This is a genomic window from Agrobacterium cavarae, from assembly GCF_004310285.1.
Lineage (GTDB): Bacteria > Pseudomonadota > Alphaproteobacteria > Rhizobiales > Rhizobiaceae > Agrobacterium > Agrobacterium cavarae.
On record NZ_SISF01000019.1, the window covers coordinates 37,163 to 59,757 of the forward strand.

A 22,595-nucleotide genomic window follows, 5' to 3' on the forward strand; every position below is an offset into this window, starting at 1 on the left:
AGGCCGCTCCTCAGCTTTGAGGGGCGGCCTCAGCCAACCAGGCGGTCATCGCCGCTTCCGCTTCGGCCCGCGTCGGCGTGCCTGTTCGCCCACCGAAAACCTGACACTTCAACGCTGCCGCCACGGACGACAGCTGGATGGCGGCACGGCTCTCCATCCCTTCCGCCACAGCCAAGGCAAAGGTCCCATGAAACACGTCGCCGGCGGCGAGCGTGTCCACCGCTTCGATGGCCATGGTCGACTGAAAATGGATGGTCGGGTCGCCGGCTTCCGTCCAATAGCATCCTGAAGGCCCGGCGGTGACAGAAATGAATGTCTCCGGGTAGCGCGCATGGAGAACCGAAACCATCGCCGAAACATCGGAAAGGCCGGTCAGCCGTTCCGCTGCGGGCTCGGAAAAGATGATGTGGCTTGCAGCGGGTGCGAGCTTCTCCAACGTTTCCACCGGCGCAACATCTCCGTCCAGAATAGCGGGTTTGCCAAGTTGTCGCGCAACGGTCAGCACATCAAGGGCGAGTTCGGGCCAGCGGACGTCCACAAGAACGGCATCGAAGGGCGCGATATCGGCTTTCGTGCATGAGCGTTTGTTCTCGTGCAGCCTGTGATCGTAGAAGGGGACGATCAGTCGCTCGCCCCGGTCATCGATCAGGATGGTGGAGAGCGCAGAGCGCGCACCCTTGGCGACTGTCATGCCGGACGTATCGATTCCGCTCTCCGACAGGTCGCGCAGAATGCGCGCGCCCGTTTCGTCATCGCCAACAGCGCCCCATAGGCTTGCGCGACCGCCCATGCGCTGGACGGTGTAGGCAGCGCTCGATGCCATGCCCTCGGCAATCTGCAGCATGTCGTAAGGCAGAACCTTACCTTGCCCCGTCGGCATGTCATGTACGCGAAACAGCGTGTCCAGCACAGCCGCGCCGACGCAGAGTACGTGGCGGCCGTGGCCCTCTTCTTTTTTCTCGCTTTGCATCGATGCTCAGATTCGCTTACCGGTTTCCTTGTCGAACAGGTGCACCGAAGCGGGATCGATGGCAACACGAACCGTATCGCCGAAGCGGATATCCAGCCGCTCGCGGAAGAGGCAGGCGATTTCTTCGCCACTGCAATTCAGCTTGGCATAGATTTCCGAGCCGGTGCCTTCCACCAACTCCACCCGTCCCTCGATGCCGGTTTCGGCAGCGCGAATGTGCTCGGGGCGGATGCCGTAGACGAGGTCGCGCCCGCCAAGCGTCGCGGGATTGGCTGTTGGCGGCAGAGGCAGTGTCAGGCCCTTGGCGGTACGGAAAACGCCTTCCTCGACACGGCCGCGAATGAAGTTCATGGCCGGCGAACCGATGAAGCCAGCGACGAAGAGATTGGCCGGGCGGTCGTAAAGTTCGAGCGGCGCACCAATCTGCTCAATGATGCCGTCATGAAGCACGACGATCTTGTCGGCCATGGTCATGGCTTCCACCTGGTCGTGCGTCACATAGATCGTGGTCGTGCCGATGCGCTGATGCATGGACTTGATCTCGCCGCGCATCTGCACGCGCAGCTTGGCATCCAGGTTGGAGAGCGGCTCGTCGAAGAGGAACACCTGCGGATCGCGCACCAAGGCACGGCCCATGGCAACGCGCTGGCGCTGACCGCCGGAGAGCTGGCGCGGGTAGCGATCCAGCAATTTTTCCAGTCCAAGAATGCCAGCGGCCTTGTCCACCTTCGCCTTCGTTGCCGCGGCATCGACCTTCTTGAGCTTCAGGGCAAAGCCCATATTCTCGGCGACTGTCATATGCGGATAGAGTGCGTAGTTCTGGAAGACCATGGCGATATCGCGGTCACGGGCGGGCAGGTGGCTCACCTCTCGTGCGCCGATATGGATTTCGCCATCGCTCAGCTCTTCGAGACCGGCGATCATGCGAAGCAGGGTGGATTTTCCGCAGCCGGACGGGCCGACCAGGACGACGAATTCTCCGTCACGAATATCGATATCGATACCGTGGATGACATTGACCGCGCCGAAGCGCTTCTGGACATTCTGGATATTGACGGGTGCCATGATGATTATCCTGTAATAAAAGCCATTGCAGCGATCGGTCGGATCAGCCGCCCTTGACGGCGCCTGCGGTGAGGCCCGCAACGATCTGCTTTTGTGCAAACATGGTGAGCAACAGCACGGGCAACGTCACGATCAGCGCTGCTGCGGCAAGCGGACCCCAGCTGACCTGCTCGAAGGACAGCATGTTGTAGACCGCAACCGGCAGCGTTCGCGTTTCGCGACTGGCCAGCACAATGCCGAAGACGAAGTTGTTCCATGAGAAGATGACGGCGAGGATGAAGGATACCACGATGCCAGGCTTGGCAATGGGAAGCGCCACGAGGCGAAATATCTGCCAGGACGACGCACCGTCGATGCTCGCCGCCTCTTCCAGCTCTTTCGGCGTCGTTTCGAAATAGCCGATCATGATCCAGACGACGATCGGGACGGTTACCACCAGATGGATGATGATCTGCGGCCAGAGCGTGCCAAGCAGGTTCAACCATTGGAACAGAAGAAACAGCGGAATGAGGAAGGAAAGGCCAGGCGTCATACGGGCGATCATGATGACGATCGCCGCTTTTTCCGCCTTCAGCCGCGCAATGCCGTAGCCTGCCGGAACGCCGATCACCAGCGCGAGAATGGTGGCGGCGCCCGTGACCAGCACGGAGTTCCAGAAATACAGGAAGAAGTTGTTTTCCTCGAACACCTTCACATAGTTCGACCAGGCGAAGCGCTCAGGGATCAGGATCGGCGGATAGGCGCCGTTATCGATCTCGAATTTCAGCGACAGCGAAATCATCCAGAGGAAAAACAGGATGACGGGGGAGATCATCATCAGCGCAATGAAGAACAGGCCGATGCGGTCTAGGTTTCTGCGGGACATCAGCGATCCTCCATCTCGTTCCATTGGGTACGCGCACGGACCATCAGAAGAACGAAGGAGAGCGCGATGATGACGATGAAGAAGACGACGGCCATGGCCGAGGCATAGCCGATGTCGTAATAGGCAAAGGCGGTATTGTAGAGGTAGATATTGATCGTTTCCGATGCCGTGCCGGGACCGCCTTGCGTCATAGCGTAGATGATGTCGAAGCTCTTCACCGCATCGATGGAGCGGATGATGACGGCAATCATCAGGAACGGTGCGATCATCGGCATGGTGAGATAACGGAACTTCTGCCAGGCATTGGCGCCGTCGATCTCAGCACTTTCGTAAGGCTCGCGCGGCACGGCTGCCAGACCACCGAGAACGATGAGCATGACCAGCGGCGTCCATTGCCAGGTTTCCACCAGAACCAGCGAGGGGATGACGGTGGACTGGTTGTAGATCCATTCCAGCGGTCCGATGCCGATGAAGGATAGAAGATAGTTCAGCACGCCGAGCTGCGGGTGGAACATCATCGTCCAGACCAGCGCGATGGCGACGGGGGTCGCCATCATCGGCATGACGAAAACGCCGCGCAGGAAACCGCGTAGCGGGAACTGCGCATCGAACACAAGGGCAGCTAAGGTGCCGAGAAAGAGCGGCGCGACAACCGACAGGACCGTGTAAACCAGCGTGTGCCAGAGCGATTCCCAGAACCGCGCATCACTTGCCAAGCGGATGTAGTTGTCGAAACCGATGAAACTCTGCTCTTGCCCAAGCGTCCAGCGTTGCGCGCTCATCCATAGGGTAAAGACCCAGGGGAAGACGATCACGGCGCCAATGACGACGAGAGCGGGAATGACGAAAGGCCAGTAATTTGGAGCAAGCCGCGGCGGCTTGCTCCTCTGCGCGACCTTCGTCACCGCTGCATTATGTTCGATGCTGACAGACACCATTATCCCTCGCTGCGTGCCAGAACAGGTGCGAACTGTTCGGTCGCCTTCTTGAGTTCTGCGGCGGGATCTGCGCCGCCGATCATGTTGGTGAGACCAACGCCGTAGATGTCGCGGAACTCGGTCACCGGAATGATGACCGGCAGCGCAAGCTTCGACACCTTGCCGGAACCGACCACCGCATCCAGCCATTCGGCTGGCATCTTCACGCCTTCACGCACCTTCGCATCCTCAAGGATGGACTGGCGGAACGGAACGCCGGCACCGGCCTGCAGAAGACGCGCACCCATGTCGTGAGAGATCGCCCACTGGCAGAAGAGATAGGCCGCTTCCTTCTTGGTGCTGGCTTCGACGACACCAAGGCCATCACCGAATGTGCCAGCCGCCTGCGCTGCCGGACCCTTCGGCATCACGCCATAGCCGGTCTTGCCGACGACGCGAGACTTCTCCGGATTTTCGATCGGCGGCGCGAAGCCGACGCCATCCAGCCACATGCCGATCTTGCCCTGAAGGAAGGCAGACTGCGCTTCGGCCCAGTTGAAGCCCGAGACACCGGGAGGTGCGGCCTTGGTCATCAGGCGCTGGTAGAGCTTGGCCGCTTCCACCGCTTCCTTGGACTCGGTGTTGATCTTGCCATCGGTGATCGGCTCGCCGCCGTAACCGAGCATCAGGGTGGTCCACACCGGGGTGTTGGCGTTTTTCAGACCGCGGGCCACGAAACCGTAGGTGTTGGTGGAGGGATCGGTGATCGCTTCTGCAGCGGCAACAAGTTCCTCGAAGGTCTGGGGATACTTCAGGCCCTTGGCTTCGAAGAGATCCTTGTTCCAGTAGAGGATCCAGTAATCCACCGAGAAGGGCAGCGAGCGCAGCACACCGTCTCTATCCTTGGCAAACTGCATGCCGGCCGCGGCAAAATCGCTTTCGACCAGCGACGGATCGGTCAGCGAAGGGTCCTTCATGAAGCCGCTGATATCGGCGAGCCACTTGCCCTTCTCGAACTGGCGCTTCTGAACGTGGTAGCTCAGGTGGACGACGTCGAAGCTCGGCTTGCCGGAGGACAGTTCGATGACGACTTTCTGGCGCTGCTGCTGTTCCGGCGTTGCCTCGGCATTGACCTTGATGCCGGTCAGCTCTTCGAATTCCTTGATGTATTTCAGAAGCGTTTCGCTGCGCGGGCTTTTGACCAGATTGACCTCGAGCGTCGTGCCGGCATGCTTCTTCCAGTCCACTGCGGCTGACGCGGAGCGCACACCGAACATGGCGGCGCCGCCAAGGGCCGCCGTACCGGCCAGGAAGGCGCGGCGCGTTGGGCTGATGAATGAATGTGTCATGAAGTTCCTCCTCTTGACGCCGGGATCTCCTCATCCCGGCTTTATGGTGATCTCTCAAACCGCGAGTGCTCTGTCCCTCGCGCTGCGAATATGGGCGACCAGCCTCTCGACCGCTTCGTCGACATCGCGTCGTTGAATGGCCTCGATGATGGCAAGGTGCTCAGCCATGACCGATTTGACATGGCCGGCGATGCGGAAGCGCTCCTGGTTGATCAGGCGCATCTTGATCGAATTGACGCGATAGGCGTTCGAGATGATCGAGTTGCCGAGCGCGTCGATAAAGGCGTCATGCATGCCCCAGTCCACGGCCTGGGCGCGCGCATCAAGTTCGGTTGAGCCGTTGCCGCTATTGGCAAGTTCGGCGATCTCGCGATGGTCTTTCAGCAACGCCGCAATCGCGTCGTCGGAGGCGGTCCGGGTGAAATTCGCAACCGCTTCCTTTTCCAGCAGAATGCGGAACTGAAAGGCTTCGCGGATGAGGTTGATATCGATATGGGCGATCTGGAGGCCACGCTGTGGCACGGTCTTGATCAGCCCCTCAGCCTCCAGTCGCGGGATTGCCTCGCGGATTGCACCGAGAGGCAGCCCTGTCATCTCGACGAGCCGACGCTGGGAAATGAACTGACCGGGCCGGACGTCACGCGCGAGAAGATGGTGCGTAAAGCTCTCATACGCCTTCTCTCTCAACGTCGTCTGTTCGGCCACATCGTCCATTTATGATCCCTTTCAAGCCGCCTGTTTGCTGAAGAGCGACCCGAATGCCGCTTCGATCTTTTTACGATCTTCTGCGGAAATGGAAACCAGTGGCGGACGCACAGTGTGCCAGATCGTCTCGCCGGTCACGTAGGAGACAAGCACCTTCACCGCAGGCGTCACCGGGAACTTTAGCAGTTCGACGACGAGGTCCTGGACACGCTTGTCATCCTTGCCCTCGACCGCCATGGCGCGGATTTCGGCGGGTAAGAAGTTGGCGCAGCCGGAGATCGCACCCTGACCGCCCATGCGAACGCCCTGGGCCAAATGACGCTCGTCGCCGATGAGGATGATCAGATCGCCATGCTCGTTTAGAAGCCGTTCCGTATGCGGCCAGTTGCCGGAGGAGTCTTTGACGCCAACGACGATGCCCGGAAAAGCCTGCTTCAGGCGGCCGACAAGCTCGACCGACAGCGTTACCATCGTCACAGACGGAATATTGTAAACGAGGATGTCGCGCGCGGTCGAACCGATCTGCGAGAACACCGAAGCGAACCAGTCGAACAGACCGTCGTCGCTGACATTCTTGAAATAGGAAGGAGGGGCAAGGAGAATGTTGCGCACGCCGGCGTCGAGGGCGGCAAAGGCCTGGTCGGCAGCATCCTGCGCCGAATCGACCAGAACGCCGACGACGATATTTTTCGGAGAGATACCTGCACTCAGGCATGAGGCGAGGATATCGGCCCGCTCACGGGTGCCGATCGAGCTTCCTTCGCCGGTGGTGCCAAAAAGGGTGATGCTGTCACAACCCGAGGACAAGGCGCGCTCGGCCTGCTTGATCATCGCATCGATGGCAATCGTTCCATCTTGCATAAAGGGTGTCGTCAACGCTGCCGAGAGGCCGAATTTACCAGTCACGTCCATGCTCCTCCAAAACTGATGAAGATGTGATAAGACATTAACATGTCAGTTGTAAAGTCACCGGTGTTCAGTTTGTTGTTATGAAGCGCAATGAGTCGGGGAGAGGGAGGCCGGCGGGCGCCCTTGCTGAGGATGGCAGAAAAAATCGTTTCAGCTGTAAGATAAAGCGGCGAGCGCGAAAGTGCTGGAATTGCGTGGCACGGTCGCCACAGCCAGCTTTAACTCTGTTGAAATTCGCGAGTTCGGCCGCTTTAGCAATAGGTGGTTAACCTTTATTTTTTATCTCAGTTGCTGTGCCAATTGTCCGTTTATGATGAGTGTACAGGCTGTCATGCGTTTTCCCCGATCCAATTTTAATAATCCAGGCAATGCGATAGAGGGGGGAGAGGCTGAATCGGCAGACAACATGGTTCAGCATCCCCCAATCCCGGCCGCGCCGGCGCAAAGCTTGACGAGGGCTGAGCGCGCCGCCGTGGGTCGTAACGCCGATCAGATCGCTGCCAATGCGATTGAAGGCCGCCCGGATATGCCCGGCTGGCAGAACGCGTTCACGCTCGGCCCGAATGTCCGCTTTTCCCGCACACCGCAGAGCATCTTCTCCAGGAAGAACGCTGCCGGTGAAGACATCGTCGCAGAGCAATTAGCCGAACAGGGCGAGGGAGAATCTCCCGTGGTTGAAGATGCCGCTCAGGCGTCTGCGACTTCTACTGCGCCACAGTCGGCGCCGGTGGAGCGCCGCATCGCAAAGCCTGCAGTGCTGCCGCAGCCACCAGGTGCCACGGGTGCCAGGGCTCTCAGCTATCGTCTGCGTCGCGAACTGGCATTGCGCCAGCAACAGGAGCTAATGCAGCAGGCAGAAGCCGGTACATCGGTGGAAGCCCCGGTCCAGCCAGCCGCGATCGAAGCGACGCGCGAGACCGGTACCGCCGAACAGATCGATGTGGCCTGCTTCCCGGCAGAACACCATCAGAAGCCCACGCTCGACGTGCCATCCTTCGCCGCCCATCTTTCCGACGATATGTTCTGGGAAGTCATGAACCTCGACGTCGAGGGCACGATTGCGCCGGACCGTCAGCCCATGCGCCTGTCTGAACTGGCAAGGCTGAAGGCTCAGCGTCTGGCCGCGACAAAACTCACTGCAGCTGAGCAGCAGCCGGGCCCCATCCGTGTTCCGCTCTTGCGCCAGCCACGCGCGGTCGAACCTGTCGTCATTCGCCAGCAGCCCCGGCCAAGCCTGCCTGCCATGCCGGCATCGGCTGACTTGAACGGATCGGCTGTCTCGCTTTATCGCGAAGTCGGTGTTCGTGGCTATCAGCCGGCCCAATCCGCGCCGGAAGAGATCGTCGAGGCGACGCCGGTCGATGAGGCCGTCCCTGTAGTCGATATTGTCGAACCGGTTGCGATTGAGGCGCCGTCGCCGCGCCGCGAAATCCGCACGGTTGCCCGCAACAATCAGCCAATGTTCCTCGATGCACCTGTCTTCGGGGAAGGCGAATACGAGTATCCGCCAATCGACCTTCTGCAGCCACCGCAGGTGCAGCAGACGACGACAATGACGCCGGAAGCGTTGGAGCAGAGCGCAGGGCTTCTGGAAAGCGTGCTGGAAGATTTCGGCATCAAGGGCGAGATCATCGATGTGCGCCCCGGCCCCGTCGTGACGCTTTATGAATTCGAGCCAGCCCCGGGCGTCAAGTCGTCGCGCGTCATCGGCCTGTCGGATGATATTGCTCGCTCCATGTCGGCGCTATCAGCCCGTGTGGCGGTTATTCCTGGCCGCAATGTCATCGGAATCGAATTGCCAAACCCGGTGCGCGAGACTGTCTATTTCCGCGAACTGATCGAATCCCACGACTATGCCGATACACGGATGAACCTGGCGCTCTGCCTCGGCAAGACCATTGGCGGCGAGCCGGTGGTGGCCGAGCTTGCCAAGATGCCCCACCTTCTGGTGGCGGGCACAACCGGATCGGGCAAGTCCGTTGCCATTAACACCATGATCCTGTCGCTGCTCTACCGGTTGAAGCCGGAAGAATGCCGCCTGATCATGGTCGATCCCAAGATGCTCGAGCTTTCCGTCTATGATGGTATTCCGCATCTCCTGACTCCCGTCGTCACCGATCCGAAGAAGGCCGTCATGGCGCTGAAATGGGCGGTGCGCGAGATGGAGGATCGCTATCGCAAGATGTCGCGCCTCGGCGTTCGCAATATCGATGGCTACAATGCGCGCGCTGCCGCTGCTCGCGCCAAGGGCGAGACGGTGATGTGCAACGTCCAGACCGGTTTCGACCGCGCAACGGGCGAGGCAGTCTACGAGCAGGAGGAAATGGACCTTACGGCCATGCCGTACATCGTCGTCATTGTCGACGAGATGGCCGACCTGATGATGGTCGCCGGCAAGGAAATCGAAGGCGCGATCCAGCGTTTGGCTCAGATGGCGCGTGCCGCCGGTATCCACCTGATCATGGCAACGCAGCGTCCCTCGGTCGATGTCATTACGGGCACGATCAAGGCCAACTTCCCGACGCGCATCTCCTTCCAGGTCACCTCGAAGATCGATAGCCGCACGATCCTGGGCGAACAGGGCGCCGAACATCTTCTCGGCCAGGGCGACATGCTGCACATGATGGGCGGCGGACGCATCGCCCGTGTTCACGGACCCTTCGTCTCCGACGAGGAAGTCGAAAAGGTTGTCGCGCATCTGAAGACCCAAGGTCGTCCGGAATATCTGGGCACGGTAACGGAAGATGCCGACGAGGCCGATGAGGGCGAGGATGAGGACAGCGCCGTCTTCGACAAGACCGCCATGGCCGAAGACGATACGGCCGACCTTTACGAGAAGGCCGTAAAGGTGGTGCTGCGCGACAAGAAGTGCTCGACCTCCTACATCCAGCGTCGCCTGTCAATTGGCTACAACCGCGCGGCATCGCTGGTGGAGCGGATGGAGCAGGAGGGCATCGTCGGTCCTGCCAACCATGTCGGCAAGCGCGCCATCATCATCGGGGAGCGGGATGCGCACGAGGTGCCCGGCGCTGGCGACTGACAGCTGGTCGCTACAATAGCGGATTGAATAAAAAAAGGCCGGCTGCCCTGAAAGGCAGCTGGCCTTTTGTCTTAGTGGAGCCAGGCGCTCGTGTGGGACCAACGGCGATAGGCGTTGCAATACCGAAGGCCGCTATGACGGGCTTTAGGCGAACAGATGCGGACTACCGCGCACCCTTCACGCCATTCGCTCCCGACACCTCGAAGACATCGGCAGGTACCGGGCGACCGACGAAATAGCCTTGTACGTGGTCGATCCGGAACTGGTGCATCAGGTCCAGCTGCTCGACGGTCTCCACGCCTTCGACCAGGATTTTTGGTCCGCGGTTGCGGATGAGGCCGATGATGTCCTTCAACATCATCCGGCCCCGAGGCGTCGCGCCGTCGTGGAGGAAGGACTTGTCGACCTTGACGGTGTCGAAATCGATCAGTCTCAGCCAGGAGAGACCGGCAAAGCCAGTGCCGAAATCGTCCAGCCACATCTTGATTCCGAGCATCCTCAGATCGCTGATACAGCGCAGGACGTCCGAATCCATGTCCATCTCGAGACCTTCGGTGATTTCGAGAGCCAGTTGCCCGCCTGAAATTCCGAGTTCTCCCAAAATGGCGGCGACTGAGGTGGCAAAACCCGGGCGCTTGAGCTGGATGGGGGAGACGTTGACGCTGACGACCTGCACCTTGCCGGTTTGCAGCATCTGCTGGCAGGCGGTTCGGATCGCCCAAAGCCCGAGATCGGTAATCTTGCCGATCCGCTCCGCTATGGGGATGAAGATGCTGGGCGGAACCTGCGTGCCGTCCAGCAGTCTGAGGCGCATCAGGGCTTCGGCTGCCTGGACACGATCGGTCACGAGGCTGCGGATCGGCTGATAGACCAATGAAACGAGATCCTGCTGAATGGCAATATCCAACAGGGCAGCGACATTTTCCGTATCATCACTGGTCAGTGGATCGTCCGGATCGAAGAGCTTGATCCGGTTGCGCCCGCTTTCCTTGGCAAGATAAAGCGCCCGGTCGGCCTCGTGGATTACGCGCTCCAGTTTCGGCATCGGGATCGGGCGTGCATAGGATGCCCCAACGCTGACGGTGATGACGGAGGTGCCATCGCGTCGGCGTTCATGAGCAAGACAAAGATTTTCGACCGTGCGACGGAGAAGCTCGGCAACCTGTTCGATCTCCTGATGCGTGTTGTAGCGCATGAGCGTGATGAACTCTTCTCCACCATAGCGCCCCACCACGGCATCGTAGTCGCTCATTGCTGCCTGGAGTGTGTGGGCAACCTGGACGAGACAGCGATCGCCCTCCTGATGGCCGTAATAATCGTTATATTTCTTGAAGAAATCGACGTCGATAAGAAAGACCGCGAAACTCCGCTTCGAGGTGATCCATTCGCTCCAGAGGCGGCGCAAATGGGCGTCGACCGCGCGCCTGTTGGCAACGCCGGTCATCGGGTCGGTATTGGAAAGCCTGAACAAGGCCTCGCCGCGATCGTCGGCCTCGCGCTGGCGAACCTTTGCCTCGACAGTGCTTAAGAACACTCGGGTGCGCTCCCGATTGAGGCGCCAGTTCACATAGGAGGTGAAGCTGAAGCAGGCGAGATAGAAGGTGCCAAACGCGATCTGATAATAGATGTCCTTGTGCAGGAAGCTCAGCGCCACGAAAAAGATCACGAGGATGACGCCGGACGCAAACAGCGAGAGTGCAAAGTTGAAGGTGAAAAACAGGTTGGCGCCCATCATGAAGATCGCGCCGAAGACCATGTAGTAGGACATGTTGATGGTGTAGGCCGTCATCAACGCTGGCAACAGCCAGCCGAGGTAACCGCAGACCAGCGCCGCAGCGCAGGTCACATCCATGAGGTCGGTTCTCGTTTCCACTCTCACCTGTGTTTCCAGGATCAGCAGGGCGGCAATGCCAACGACGAAGCGAGCAAACGTGGTGTGAACGGAGACATCAGGAACGAGAAGCACATCCGTGACGGAAAACAGCAGATAGATCAGAACGGCAACCCAGAGACCCTTACGGATCGCCACTCGGCGTTTGACGTCGGCCTCTTCGAAGAAGTGCTGTCGCACGAGCGTCTCGGCGCCGGTGCGAGATGCATCCGCCTGCAGATCGAGCTCCACACTATGTGCCAAACTGTGCTTCATGCACGTTCCTAAAGTTGTACGAATTTCTAGCGAGCGATCATGCTCACCTGATAAATTCCAATGCGTGGTCTGCTCCACCCCCAACCGTCCGTCCTCTCCCTTTGCGGAAACGGGGAAGCTTGCGCAATATTCATACTCGCATGCCGATTAAGTTTGTTTGAATCCCACTCGTGTAATTTTATTCATTAGTCATACCTTAATAGTTAAGTCCTAGAAAAGAATTCCTCTTCCCTGGTTCTCCAATCGTCGGTGCCGCGCTGGCATGCCGTCGATTAATCTAGTATTAACAATGGCTTATAAGGGGATTTCTTAGTGGCTCGAAACAATCGTATCGCGCTGGACGGGCAAAGCCTGGTCACGCCGGATTCAGTTTCAAAGGAACTGCTGACGCAAAATGAAAGCAACTCGCAACGTGATCTTGCTGTTGCGGAAGCAGAAGTGGCACTTATTCTCAACCTGGCACACCAACAGTTTCTTGCCGGTAGCGCGCCTGCAACCATAATACACACGGTTGCGGGCAGGCTGCATCAAATGCGTAGAAAATACGACTATAGCGTGTGGACTGAGCTTCTGCCGCTCATCCAGCATCATCCTGTTGCCGATTATTTCCTCGAAGATCCTTTCACCCGATGGTCCTTCGAAAAGCCGCGCGGTTATTCCGGCGATGCGCAGCTTCTGGACTTCATCTACGGCCACGACAGTGTCGCCGCCCCACTTACAGCGGCTTCTCCTCTGGGTGCCGCCCTCTATGACTATACCCGCGAGGCGTCATCCTCCGTCGCAGTTCGCGAGCGGCGCGATATTCTGACACGTTACGTCGATGACATTGCGCAGGAGAAAGGGTCGGAGACCGAGATCCTCACGATCGCAGCCGGTCATTTGCGCGAGGCAAACCGCTCGCAAGCGCTTGCCTCGAAGGGGATCAAGCGCTGGGTTGCTCTCGATCAGGACCCTTTAAGCATCGGCTCCATTGCGCGCGACTTTGCCGGCACGTGCGTCGAAGCTGTCGACGGTTCGGTCAAAGATCTTCTTGCCCGCTCCCACGATCTTGGACAATTCGACTTCGTCTATGCCGCAGGTCTTTATGATTATCTGACGGATAAGGTGGCAATCAAGCTGACGACGAGATGCCTCGATATGCTCAAACCCGGCGGCACCTTCCTCTTCGCCAATTTCGCCGAAGACATTGCCGTCGATGGCTACATGGAATCCTTCATGAACTGGACGCTGCTTCTGCGCAGCAAGGCGGATATGTGGAAGATCATCAATGCCAGCATCGCTCCGTCCCTTGCTGAGAGCGAGGTCTTCCATGGGCAGAACCACAACATTGTCTATGGCGTGATCAGAAAGCTCTGAACATACAAATGACCTCACCGTTTCGATGAGAAGAGAAGCTGATGCCATTTTAGCCGCCAAGGTTCAGATCGACGAGCGATAGTAATGTTCGTCGATCTGAACCATCGACCCTGACCAATCCAACGACATTCCAAATGGTCGCGCCTGTTAGCCTTGATACCGGGGTTTGTTTGTTATCCAAGCCCAGTATTGGTGATTGTCGCGCTCACCATAATCTGTAAGATTTCATCTCGGGACACATTATCTTCTGAGGGGATGATCATGATGGTTTGGGCGGGACGCGTCATTTCGGCGCTCGTTGTTCTTTTTTTGCTTGTCGATGCTTACACTGGGCTGTTTGCGGCACAGACGCTGAAGGCGGAGATGGATGCCACGGGCTTCCCTGCTAATCTTGTGCCCGCCATCGGGATCATCGCGCTGATCTGCGGCGTCCTCTACGCTATCCCGGCCACCTCAGTGATCGGCGCGGTTCTGACGACAGCCTTTCTCGGCGGTGCGATCTGCACCCACTTTCGCGTCGGAGAGATTTTGAGCCCTCCTCAGATCGTTTGTCTGGTGGTGGTCGTTGCCGCCTGGGCGGGGCTTTATTTTCGCGATAGCCGCGTGCGGCAGCTCATGCCTTTCAAGGTCTGAGGGAACGAGATTCCTGGCTCGAGCGAATGCGTTGTCACCAGCGCATCGTCGCCCGGCGCAATTTCTCTACTCCAAAAAATCGAAGGACTCGGGAAATCGCGCTGGCGAGTAAAATGATTGCGGGGTAATCCTAGCTGCGAACAGGCCACGCGATGCTTGTGGCTCGATATAAAATCTTTGGAGTGCATGATGGAAAAGAAGCGTTACTACTCTGATTTTGGCGGGTTGCCAGGGCAGACGGAGCTGCTTTCCAGCAAAGCGGTGTTTACCACCGCCTACGCGGTCATTCCAAAGCGGGTCATGTCCGATATCGTCACCAGCGTGTTACCACACTGGACCGATACGCGCGCCTGGATCATCGCCCGGCCGATGACCGGATTCTCCGAGACTTTCGCGCAGTATATCATGGAAGTGCAGCCGGGCGGTGGAAGCGACAAGCCGGAGCCGGATGCGCGCGCCCAGGCGGCGATCTTCATGGTCGATGGCGAGATGACGATCACCTTCGAAGGCCAGGAGCACGCTCTTCGCTCGGGCTCGTTTGCCTACATCCCGGCGGGAAGCCAATGGTCGCTGCGAGCCAAGGGCGGCTCGGCTGCAAAATTCCACTGGGTTCGCAAGGTGTTCGACAAGGTTGAAGGTCTCGAATTACCGCCAGCCATCTTCACGCATGAAAACGAGCATGAACTCTCCGCCATGCCGGACACCGATGGCAAGTGGGCAACCACTCGCTTCATCGATCCGGCGGATGGCCGTTACGACATGCATCTCAACATCGTCACCTTCGAACCCGGCGCGACCATTCCTTTCATGGAAACCCACGTCATGGAGCACGGTCTTTTCGTGCTCGAAGGCAAGGCGGTCTATCGCCTCAACGATGATTGGGTGGAAGTCGAAGCGGGCGACTTCATGTGGCTGCGTGCCTATTGCCCGCAGGCCTGCTACGCCGGTGGCCCAGGCCGTTTCCGCTATCTTCTCTACAAGGACGTCAACCGTCACGTGAAGCTGTGGTAATCGTCGCAGCATCGTCCTGAAAACCGGCGACGTTTGAGATCAAGGCTCAGGAGCGCTCCCATGGAGAACGGGTCCGCTCTGTCTGCTTTTGGCTAAAGCATGTCGCGTAAAAGTGGTCACCGGTTTTGCGATAACGACATGCGACAAAACAAGGACTTAAAGCGTAAGAAGCGAATCTGAAAGATCGCGACTCCGCTTTAGTGCATTCTGCTTTCCCAGAGCCGTCTCCGCTTTTCGGCGGATGCTGTAGGGGTCTCAGCCAGGTAGCTGGATGTCCATCTCGCCGATCCCTTCCCAGCGAGCGGTGATCCGCGTCGCTTCGCCAAGGCGGATCATCCCGCACAGGCTGCCGGTGGTGATCACCTGACCACGCTTCAACCCGCCTAAGTGATCGTTCTGCGCATTGGCGTAAGCGAGGAGAGGTCCAACCGGGTCCATTTGCGGATGCGCCGGGATGGCGCCGAAGAGCACGTCGTCCTCCGCCTCGACCATGAGTGGCGGCAGGCTCGGATCCTGAAGGGCAAGCGCTTCCATGACGGAGGCGTCGATGGCCGGTCCGAGGACGAAGGAATGGTTGGCAAGCCTGTCGGCGAGGAACAGCGGAAAGGGCACGCGGTTTTCTTCCGTCAACCGATAGCTGACGAACTCTGCGCCGAGATTAATGGATTCGACCGCTTCCAGGATCGTCTCACGCGTATAGGTCTCGCCGAGCGGCAGCGCGGGCAGGTCCTCGGCAAGCACGAAGCAGACTTCGATTTCGATGCCAACGGCACCGGGCTTCGGCACTGTCAGCGTGCTGTCCTGCACCTCGTCATAAAGATCGAGAAGGGGGGCTGCGACCGGGCGACCATTGTTCAGACCAAGCTTCCAGCCGGCAACGTCTTTGCCGATCGTGCCGACAGCCAGCGCCTGGACGGCCATGGCGCTATCGATCGTCGGCGGGATGAGGTCTCGGCTTTCGAGCTTTTCGGCGCTGATGGACGACTGTCGTGCTTCCGCTTCAGCCAGAATCATACCGAGTCTGATATTCGCTTCCGTGATCGTCGTCATATATTTCCCCGCAGGTCCGGCTTTCACAGCTTCATTACAGGCAAATCTCACGCTGACAAGAGAACGGCGCAAGGGCTGGGAAACAAAAGGCCGGTCGTCAACACAATATTAAGCATGAAGTTACGTCGGTCTACATGCCCGTCACGGATAAACCGTAGACGCTAATACAGCTTCTCCTGTTGCTTGTCGCAGTAACGATCTGAATATTTTCAAGCATCTACCGCCAGGAAGTCCTCAACATAAAGAGGCTAGTCGCCAGCTTTCACACTCTGATCATCTGGCTAACTTCGGAAGATGTGGCTCTGAGGACCCGAGGCAAGACCTGGAGGGTTTGATCTTGAAAAATGCCGGAGGCTTAGGGTGCCGCGCGTTCGATTGGACGCGCAGCACTGTACCTCTTTGATTTGACGCATCGGCCCGAAAATCGAGTCCGATTTTCGGGCCGATGCAGTAGAGGCAGCGGGCGGCTTCTTCAAGTCAGATACGGCGGCCGGGCAGTTGCGGCAGAAGAACGGTCAGCAGGCCCAGCAGCGGAAGATACGAGCAGATTTGATACACGAATTCTATGCCCTGCCGATCGGCAAAGACGCCAAGGACCGCGGCACCAATCCCGCCGAAGCCGAAGGCAAAGCCGAAGAACATGCCGGCAATCAACCCCACGCGACCCGGTACCAGTTCCTGAGCGAAAACGACGATCGCGGAAAAGGCAGAGGAGAAGATAAAGCCGATGACGACCACCAGAACCGCTGTCCAGAGGAGGTTGGCATAGGGCAGGATCAGGGCAAAGGGTATGACGCCGAGGATCGAGAACCAGATAACGACGCGAGAGCCGAAACGGTCACCGATCGGGCCGCCAAAGAAGACGCCGGCAGCGGACGCGCCGAGGAACAGAAACAGCAGGATTTGCGCATTCTGCACCGATACACCGAACTTCTCGATGGTAAAGAAGGTGAAATAGCTGGAAATGCTGGCAAGATAAGCGTTTTTCGTCGCGGTCAGGACCACGAGAACGGCAAGCGTCATCAACACCTTGTTGCGGGGCAGCGGCAACTCACGGCTGACAGGTCGTTTTCCTGCCGCACTGCGCCGATGGCGGCTGTACCAGATACTGACCCATGACAGGATGGCAAAGCCGGTGAGCGCAATGATCGAAAACCAGCTGAGAACCTCCTGGCCTCTCGGAATGACGATGAAGGCCGCAAGCAGTGGTCCGATTGCCGTGCCCGTATTGCCGCCCACCTGGAAGAAGGATTGTGCAAGACCATGGCGTCCACCAGAGGCGACGCGCGCGACACGGGAGGCTTCAGGATGAAAGATCGCCGAGCCGACGCCGATCAGGCAGGCGCCGAGCACCAGCACCGGGAAGCTATGGGCATAGGCAAGGGTGATCAGGCCCGTGCAGGTGGAGAGCATCGCAGCAGGGAGCGAGAATGGCATTGGCCACTTGTCCGTCGCGACACCGACAGCCGGCTGCAACAGCGACGCCGTCACCTGGAAGGCGAAGGTCAAAAGCCCGATCTGCCCGAAGTCGAGCGCATAATTGGCTTTGAGCAGCGGATAAAGCGATGTCAGCAGCGACTGCATGATGTCGTTCAGCATGTGGCAGAAGCTTGCCGCTGCGATAATGGAAAAGGTCGTTACTTCGGGGGTGAAGCCGGGATTGGTCACTCTGGCCATGAGGGGATCTCCAAACACGCGCTTGCACGCGTTTGCCTCTTCTGAGAGTTCGGGACCTCATGTTCAAGGTCAATTTTCCGGATTTCGTGTATTTTAGGAAAATAAGATTTGCCTAGGGCAGCTTTTTCTTCGGCCAGACTGACCGCGAACGCAGCTTCGGTTTTGAAAGCCGAAGCTGCGATAGATTCGATGATCAAACCGTCCCGAAAACCAGGAAAGGGTGACCTTCATCGGACGCGACCAATTTCAGAATATCGCTCGTTTCGATCTGATCTTCCGTCCACACGTTCCGGAGCCGCTTGTTTTTCAGCGCCGCCGGAAGGTCTACGGTAGCGTCGCCAAGCGTTGGCGGAAGAGCCCGATCCTCGCCATGGCCAAGCGTGAAGCGTGGGAGAACGACGAGCACGGCCTTCTCACCGTTCACTCTTGCAAAGGCGATCAGCTTCCTGCCGGACCCGGTTGTGACCTCAAGCGGCACATAGTCTCCGTCGTTGAAGAGGTCAGGCTCCGATTGCCGAAGGCGGAGCAGCGCGGCGGTGACGGATTGCTTCAGCGAGCCATCATACCAGGCGGAGATGTCGGCCGCATCCGGCTTGCGTCCTTCTGCCAGTCGTTTTGACAGGGTGTCGTAATCCGGTTCGCGGCGATTGTCGGGGTCGACCAGGCTGAAATCGAAGCCCTCGCTGCCCTGATAGATGTCAGGAATTCCGGGCGCCATGAGCTTGATGATCGTCTGGGTAAGGCCGTTCGCAAGCCCGGCCTCGATGAAGAGTTTTATGGTCTCGGCAAAGCGCGTCAGGAAATCTTTGTTGTTTTTCGAGAAAAGGTGCGAGGCATAGGCCAGAACAGCCTCTTCATACACCGCGTTGGAGTCACCCCAGTCGGTCCTGAGTTTTGCCTCACGCAGCGCTTTCTCCAGATAGGTAAGGAAGCGCTCTCTCAATTCCTCGACCGTCTTGTCGTCATCGGCGTCGAAGCGCGGAGGGAGAAAGCCGGCGAGCGCCTGGTAAATCATCCACTCGACTTTAGGCTCAGGAGCAGGGCCATCTGGAAGCTGCTGAACAGCCTTGGCATTCGTCTCACGCCACCCCTCAACAGCTGCAATCCAGACTTCAGGTGCTTCCGACAGCGCATAGAGGCGGGCTCTCGCATCTTCACCACGCTTTGTGTCATGCGTGGAGGTGCTTGAAATCCCCATGGGCTGCCGTTCCTTGCGGATCCGCATTTCCTCATGAAAATGATCGAGAGAAAAATCAGGCTGGATAGGCTCAGCGCCGACCTCATTCAGGCCAAGCAGCATGTTGTGACGGAAAAACAGCGTATCCTCGATGGACTTCGCCATGATTGGGCCGGTCAATTGCTGGAACTTGGTACGGAAAGTCAGTGCATCCTGTGCCGCAGAGGTTGGCACATCGCCCTTGAGGATGCCGGTGATCAAGGCAAGCGCCTCGATCGACGCGGGATGGCCAGCATCCCCAATGGCTTCGATGACTTGGTCAAGGAGGGCCTTGTCATCGGCGCGCATGCCCTCAAGCGTTCCGTAGGTGCGGTAGACCGGGAAGGCGATCAGCATTTCGCTAAGCGCGTCTTTCAGCTCGCCTTCCGTCGTGGGGCGTCCTGCTTGCTCGGCAATCTTGGCTGCCAGTTTCATCAGGACAGTGACCTCACCCTCGAAGTTCCTGCTGGCCATCAAGAGCTTTGCAGCGCGCAACTGCTCCTTCGCATCGATCCGTTTTTCTCCGAGGCCTTCATAGGCGGATTGCAACACCCTAAGTTTCGCGCCATCCACCAGGGCATGGCTGAGGGCAGCAACGAACTCGTAGCCCGTCGTACCAGAAACCGGCCAGTCGGCTGGAAGCTGCTCGCCTTCGCCCAGGATTTTCTCGACGACGATATAGCAGTCCGGCCCTGCGGCCTGCCGCAGCCGGTCGAGATATCCCTTCGGATCCGCAAGTCCATCGATGTGGTCGAGACGCAAGCCCTGAACGGCACCGCTGCGCACCAGTTCAAGGATTAGGCGATGACTATCCTCGAACACCTCCTCGTCTTCCACCCGCACACCGGCAAGCCCAGTGACCTCGAAAAAGCGTCTGTAAGACAGGTCGCGCGCCGCATCCCGCCAGGACATCAGCCGGTAGGTCTGTTGCTCATGCAGTTGCGAAAGCGAAGCCTGGTCCGAAATCTTCAAAATCTCTGCCTCACGCCCGTCATATGTCGCCGGGTTCAGCGGAAAGAAGGATTCGAAGTAAGCCAAACTTGGCTTACCCGTCTTCGGATCGGGCTTGATGGTCAGATCGCCCGCCTCCAGCACAGCCTCAAAATCATCGCCGAGAACAGGCAAGGTCAAGCGCCGCGACCAGTCGATATCGAAATGGCGCGCATATCGGCTTTCCGCACCATGCTCGATCACATCCTTCCACCAGGGCGTTTCAAGCGATGCCGCCATGTGATTGGGAACGATATCGAGAATGAGACCGAGCCCCGCATCCTTCAACGTCTCGACCATGCGCTCTAAGCCAGCACGGCCGCCAATCGCGGGATCGATCTCATTCGCGTCGGTGACATCATGGCCATGTGTCGATTCCGATGTCGCCGTGAAAATCGGTGACGCATAGAGATGGCTGATCCCGAGCATTTTCAGATAGGGAACGAGCGCGCTCGCCCGATCGAAGGTCATGCCGTTGCGGAATTGCAGGCGATAGGTGGCGGTCGGAAATTTCATGCGACAATCCCAAAAGTGGCCGCTGCTTTGGCCGGTGAAAGCTGGTGAGAGAACAGTCGATGGCTTCGACGTTCTGGTCCCGAAGAGCTGTGAAGCGCTGCGCAAACTGCGCTTGTGGGCGAGTAGTTCCACCAGACGAGTCGCTTTGCGCGATGTCGAACAGGCAGTGAGAAATTCAGGAAATTCCCGTGAACTTTTTTCACGAAGTTCGGTTTGATGCAGTGCACAACAGCATGAGGGTCTTCGGTGGTTCACGCATTCGATTTTGGTCCAGCCATGTCCGATCAGGATATCGAGTTTCGCCTTTGGGCACCTCTGCATGATGAGGTGCTGCTCAACATCGAAGGCGCAACGCCGGAGGCGATGAAACGGGACGATGAGGGCTGGCATCGGCTGCGCAAGCCGAGAGCTGAAGCTGCACTACGATACAGCTTTACTCTGCCGGATGGCCTGGAGGTTCCAGATCCCGCCTCACGCTTTCAACCGCGCGACGTCCATGGTCAAAGTGAGGTCGTCGATCTGTCGAGCTTCCCGTGGAAGAGCGCCAACTGGCACGGCCGGCCTTGGGAGGAGATCATCATCTATGAACTCCACATCGGCACCTTCACCAAAGAAGGGACGTTCCAAGCAGCGATCGCCCATCTCGATCACCTGCGTGATCTCGGCGTCACGGCGATCCAGATCATGCCTGTCGCGGATTTTCCAGGCGGCTATAATTGGGGCTACGACGGCGTCATGCCCTACGCGCCGGACAGCAGCTACGGGCGTCCGGAAGATTTGATGGCGCTTGTCGATGCCGCCCATGAGCGCGGGCTCTGTGTCTTCCTCGATGTCGTCTACAATCACTTTGGCCCGGACGGCAATTACATGCCCAATTACGCGCCGCTCTTCTCGCCGCATCATGAGAACCCGTGGGGGCAGGGCCTCAACTACGATGATGAGCAATCCGAGCATGTGCGGGCGTTCATCATTCAGAATGCCATCTACTGGGTAACGCAATTCCGGTTCGACGGCTTGAGGCTTGATGCCGTTCATGCGATCGTAGACGACAGCGACGAACACCTTTTGAGCGAACTCGCCCGCCGTGTTCGTGCCGCCGTAACTGACCGCCACATTCATCTGATCGTCGAGAACGAAGAGAATGACAGCGATCTCTTGAGCCGTGATGCGGAGGGGAAGCCGGAGCGTTTCACCGCGCAATGGAATGACGATATCCACCATGTGCTGCATATCGCAGCGACCGGCGAGACCTTCGGTTATTATAAGGCCTATTCGGGCGATGACGACAAGGTCGGTCGCGCCCTAGCCGAAGGCTTCGCTTTTCAAGGCGAGCATATGCCTTATCGCGACGAGGAGCGCGGCAAGCCGAGCGCTCACCTGCCGCCAACAGCCTTTATCTCCTTCATTCAAAATCACGATCAGATCGGCAACCGGGCGCTCGGCGACAGGATGCAGACCTATGCTCCGGAAACGGCACTCAAGGCGATCACCGCGATCTATCTGCTCGCGCCGCAAATCCCCATGCTGTTCATGGGGGAGGAGTGGGGCTCGCGCGATCCCTTCCGCTATTTCTGTGACTTCGACGAAGACTTGAACCAGAAGGTGAGGGATGGGCGCCGCGAGGAGTTGTCTCGCCTGCCGGGCTTCGACGGTGAGAACGTGCCCGATCCGACCGCAAAGGAAACTTTTATTGCCAGCAAGCTCGACTGGTCTAAGGTTGGAGATGATAAAGCAACCGAGCTGCTCGGCTTCTACAAGACGCTGCTCGACCTGCGGAAACGGCACATCGTGCCGCTGCTGACGAAGATCGTCCCCGATACAACGCGCTACGATGTCAGGGATGGCATTGTTACGGTCCACTGGGGAATGGAGGACGGAGCAACGCTTCGCCTGATCGCCAATCTTTCTGAAAAGAACGGTGAGACCGAGACCGACGCGACAACAGGCGGCGAGCTTTTCAGCCTTGGAACCATCAGCGCGAAGGCCATATCGCCATGGGCTGTCCACTGGACCTTACAGCCAGCTTGATAGGGAAGTCAGGCGGTTTCAACGCCTGACAATTCTCCACTTTACAAACGCCGTGAAGCAGCAGCCTCTGCTGCCTCGGACCCGCTTGGCTTGCAATCGACAATACCGATAGTCAAGCATGCAATATTTTCGGTTGATCTTTGCGTCCAGTC

The 22,595-nt window shown here is 58.4% G+C and carries 16 protein-coding genes; 5 read left to right on the plus strand and 11 right to left on the minus strand.

The features are described 5' to 3' along the window. Positions 1–10 precede the first annotated feature (10 nt). The 7 genes from EYC79_RS01655 to EYC79_RS01685 are packed head-to-tail and all read right to left on the minus strand — an operon-like array spanning position 11 to position 6,777. Entirely contained in the window at positions 11–970 is a 960-nt protein-coding gene (locus EYC79_RS01655) for a sugar kinase (RefSeq protein WP_130977000.1), read from the minus strand. 6 nt (positions 971–976) lie between these two features. Next, a complete protein-coding gene (locus EYC79_RS01660) occupies positions 977–2,035 on the minus strand; it encodes an ABC transporter ATP-binding protein (protein WP_130977001.1) in 1,059 nt (352 codons plus the stop codon). 43 nt (positions 2,036–2,078) lie between these two features. After that, positions 2,079–2,900: a carbohydrate ABC transporter permease gene (locus tag EYC79_RS01665; protein WP_165456936.1), complete on the minus strand. Its 822-nt coding sequence runs from the start codon at positions 2,898–2,900 to the stop codon at positions 2,079–2,081. Continuing rightward, complete coding sequence (locus EYC79_RS01670; protein ID WP_112359318.1) at positions 2,900–3,838, minus strand: carbohydrate ABC transporter permease; 939 nt, start codon at positions 3,836–3,838, stop codon at positions 2,900–2,902. Before EYC79_RS01670 ends, EYC79_RS01665 begins: the two co-directional genes overlap by 1 nt. Beyond that, positions 3,838–5,166 carry an ABC transporter substrate-binding protein gene (locus EYC79_RS01675; protein ID WP_130977003.1) on the minus strand — a complete coding sequence of 443 codons (1,329 nt, stop codon included), beginning with the start codon at positions 5,164–5,166 and terminating at the stop codon, positions 3,838–3,840. Before EYC79_RS01675 ends, EYC79_RS01670 begins: the two co-directional genes overlap by 1 nt. 54 nt (positions 5,167–5,220) lie before the next feature. Then, a complete protein-coding gene (locus tag EYC79_RS01680) occupies positions 5,221–5,880 on the minus strand; it encodes a GntR family transcriptional regulator (protein WP_130977004.1) in 660 nt (219 codons plus the stop codon). 12 nt (positions 5,881–5,892) lie between these two features. Further along, positions 5,893–6,777, minus strand: coding sequence for a dihydrodipicolinate synthase family protein (locus tag EYC79_RS01685; RefSeq protein ID WP_130977005.1), 885 nt, complete (start codon positions 6,775–6,777; stop codon positions 5,893–5,895). Positions 6,778–7,090: 313 nt separating this feature from the next. Between EYC79_RS01685 and EYC79_RS01690 the strand changes: the two genes are divergently transcribed. After that, complete coding sequence (locus EYC79_RS01690) at positions 7,091–9,820, plus strand: DNA translocase FtsK (RefSeq protein WP_130977006.1); 2,730 nt, start codon at positions 7,091–7,093, stop codon at positions 9,818–9,820. 163 nt (positions 9,821–9,983) lie between these two features. Here EYC79_RS01690 and EYC79_RS01695 read toward each other — a convergent pair whose 3' ends face one another. Then, positions 9,984–11,966 (minus strand): putative bifunctional diguanylate cyclase/phosphodiesterase, encoded by a 1,983-nt coding sequence (locus EYC79_RS01695; RefSeq protein WP_130977007.1) that lies wholly within the window; start codon positions 11,964–11,966, stop codon positions 9,984–9,986. Positions 11,967–12,278: 312 nt separating this feature from the next. Here EYC79_RS01695 and EYC79_RS01700 point away from each other — a divergent pair, with 312 nt between their 5' ends. The 3 genes from EYC79_RS01700 to EYC79_RS01710 all read left to right on the plus strand — a co-directional run bounded on the left by EYC79_RS01700 (position 12,279) and on the right by EYC79_RS01710 (position 14,966). Next, positions 12,279–13,322 (plus strand): class I SAM-dependent methyltransferase, encoded by a 1,044-nt coding sequence (locus EYC79_RS01700; RefSeq protein WP_130977008.1) that lies wholly within the window; start codon positions 12,279–12,281, stop codon positions 13,320–13,322. 261 nt (positions 13,323–13,583) lie between these two features. Continuing rightward, the gene (locus EYC79_RS01705) at positions 13,584–13,955 is read left to right on the plus strand and encodes a DoxX family protein (protein ID WP_130977009.1); all 372 of its coding nucleotides are present in this window, start codon (positions 13,584–13,586) and stop codon (positions 13,953–13,955) included. A gap of 189 nt (positions 13,956–14,144) precedes the next feature. After that, complete coding sequence (locus tag EYC79_RS01710; protein ID WP_165456937.1) at positions 14,145–14,966, plus strand: bifunctional allantoicase/(S)-ureidoglycine aminohydrolase; 822 nt, start codon at positions 14,145–14,147, stop codon at positions 14,964–14,966. A 255-nt stretch (positions 14,967–15,221) separates the two neighbouring features. Here the strand turns inward: EYC79_RS01710 and EYC79_RS01715 are convergent, their stop codons facing one another. The 3 genes from EYC79_RS01715 to treY all read right to left on the minus strand — a co-directional run bounded on the left by EYC79_RS01715 (position 15,222) and on the right by treY (position 20,415). Further along, positions 15,222–16,016, minus strand: coding sequence for a 2-keto-4-pentenoate hydratase (locus EYC79_RS01715; protein WP_130977011.1), 795 nt, complete (start codon positions 16,014–16,016; stop codon positions 15,222–15,224). A gap of 477 nt (positions 16,017–16,493) precedes the next feature. Then, a complete protein-coding gene (locus EYC79_RS01720; RefSeq protein WP_062423504.1) occupies positions 16,494–17,693 on the minus strand; it encodes an MFS transporter in 1,200 nt (399 codons plus the stop codon). A gap of 193 nt (positions 17,694–17,886) precedes the next feature. Then, complete coding sequence (gene treY, locus EYC79_RS01725) at positions 17,887–20,415, minus strand: malto-oligosyltrehalose synthase (RefSeq protein WP_130977012.1); 2,529 nt, start codon at positions 20,413–20,415, stop codon at positions 17,887–17,889. A 276-nt stretch (positions 20,416–20,691) separates the two neighbouring features. Between treY and treZ the strand changes: the two genes are divergently transcribed. After that, on the plus strand, positions 20,692–22,443 hold the full coding sequence (gene treZ, locus EYC79_RS01730) for a malto-oligosyltrehalose trehalohydrolase (protein WP_130977018.1): 1,752 nt from the start codon (positions 20,692–20,694) through the stop codon (positions 22,441–22,443). The last annotated feature ends 152 nt before the right edge of the window (positions 22,444–22,595 follow it).

What these genes read in the sequence shown, in the direction of transcription:
- EYC79_RS01655 (WP_130977000.1), bottom strand. Translation starts at nt 970, where the DNA reads ATGCAAAGCGAGAAAAAAGAAGAGGGCCACGGCCGCCACGTACTCTGC.
- EYC79_RS01660 (WP_130977001.1), bottom strand. Translation starts at nt 2,035, where the DNA reads ATGGCACCCGTCAATATCCAGAATGTCCAGAAGCGCTTCGGCGCGGTC.
- EYC79_RS01665 (WP_165456936.1), bottom strand. Translation starts at nt 2,900, where the DNA reads ATGTCCCGCAGAAACCTAGACCGCATCGGCCTGTTCTTCATTGCGCTG.
- EYC79_RS01670 (WP_112359318.1), bottom strand. Translation starts at nt 3,838, where the DNA reads ATGGTGTCTGTCAGCATCGAACATAATGCAGCGGTGACGAAGGTCGCG.
- EYC79_RS01675 (WP_130977003.1), bottom strand. Translation starts at nt 5,166, where the DNA reads ATGACACATTCATTCATCAGCCCAACGCGCCGCGCCTTCCTGGCCGGT.
- EYC79_RS01680 (WP_130977004.1), bottom strand. Translation starts at nt 5,880, where the DNA reads ATGGACGATGTGGCCGAACAGACGACGTTGAGAGAGAAGGCGTATGAG.
- EYC79_RS01690 (WP_130977006.1), top strand. Translation starts at nt 7,091, where the DNA reads ATGATGAGTGTACAGGCTGTCATGCGTTTTCCCCGATCCAATTTTAAT.
- EYC79_RS01695 (WP_130977007.1), bottom strand. Translation starts at nt 11,966, where the DNA reads ATGAAGCACAGTTTGGCACATAGTGTGGAGCTCGATCTGCAGGCGGAT.
- EYC79_RS01705 (WP_130977009.1), top strand. Translation starts at nt 13,584, where the DNA reads ATGATGGTTTGGGCGGGACGCGTCATTTCGGCGCTCGTTGTTCTTTTT.
- EYC79_RS01710 (WP_165456937.1), top strand. Translation starts at nt 14,145, where the DNA reads ATGGAAAAGAAGCGTTACTACTCTGATTTTGGCGGGTTGCCAGGGCAG.
- EYC79_RS01715 (WP_130977011.1), bottom strand. Translation starts at nt 16,016, where the DNA reads ATGACGACGATCACGGAAGCGAATATCAGACTCGGTATGATTCTGGCT.
- EYC79_RS01720 (WP_062423504.1), bottom strand. Translation starts at nt 17,693, where the DNA reads ATGGCCAGAGTGACCAATCCCGGCTTCACCCCCGAAGTAACGACCTTT.
- treY (WP_130977012.1), bottom strand. Translation starts at nt 20,415, where the DNA reads ATGAAATTTCCGACCGCCACCTATCGCCTGCAATTCCGCAACGGCATG.
- treZ (WP_130977018.1), top strand. Translation starts at nt 20,692, where the DNA reads ATGTCCGATCAGGATATCGAGTTTCGCCTTTGGGCACCTCTGCATGAT.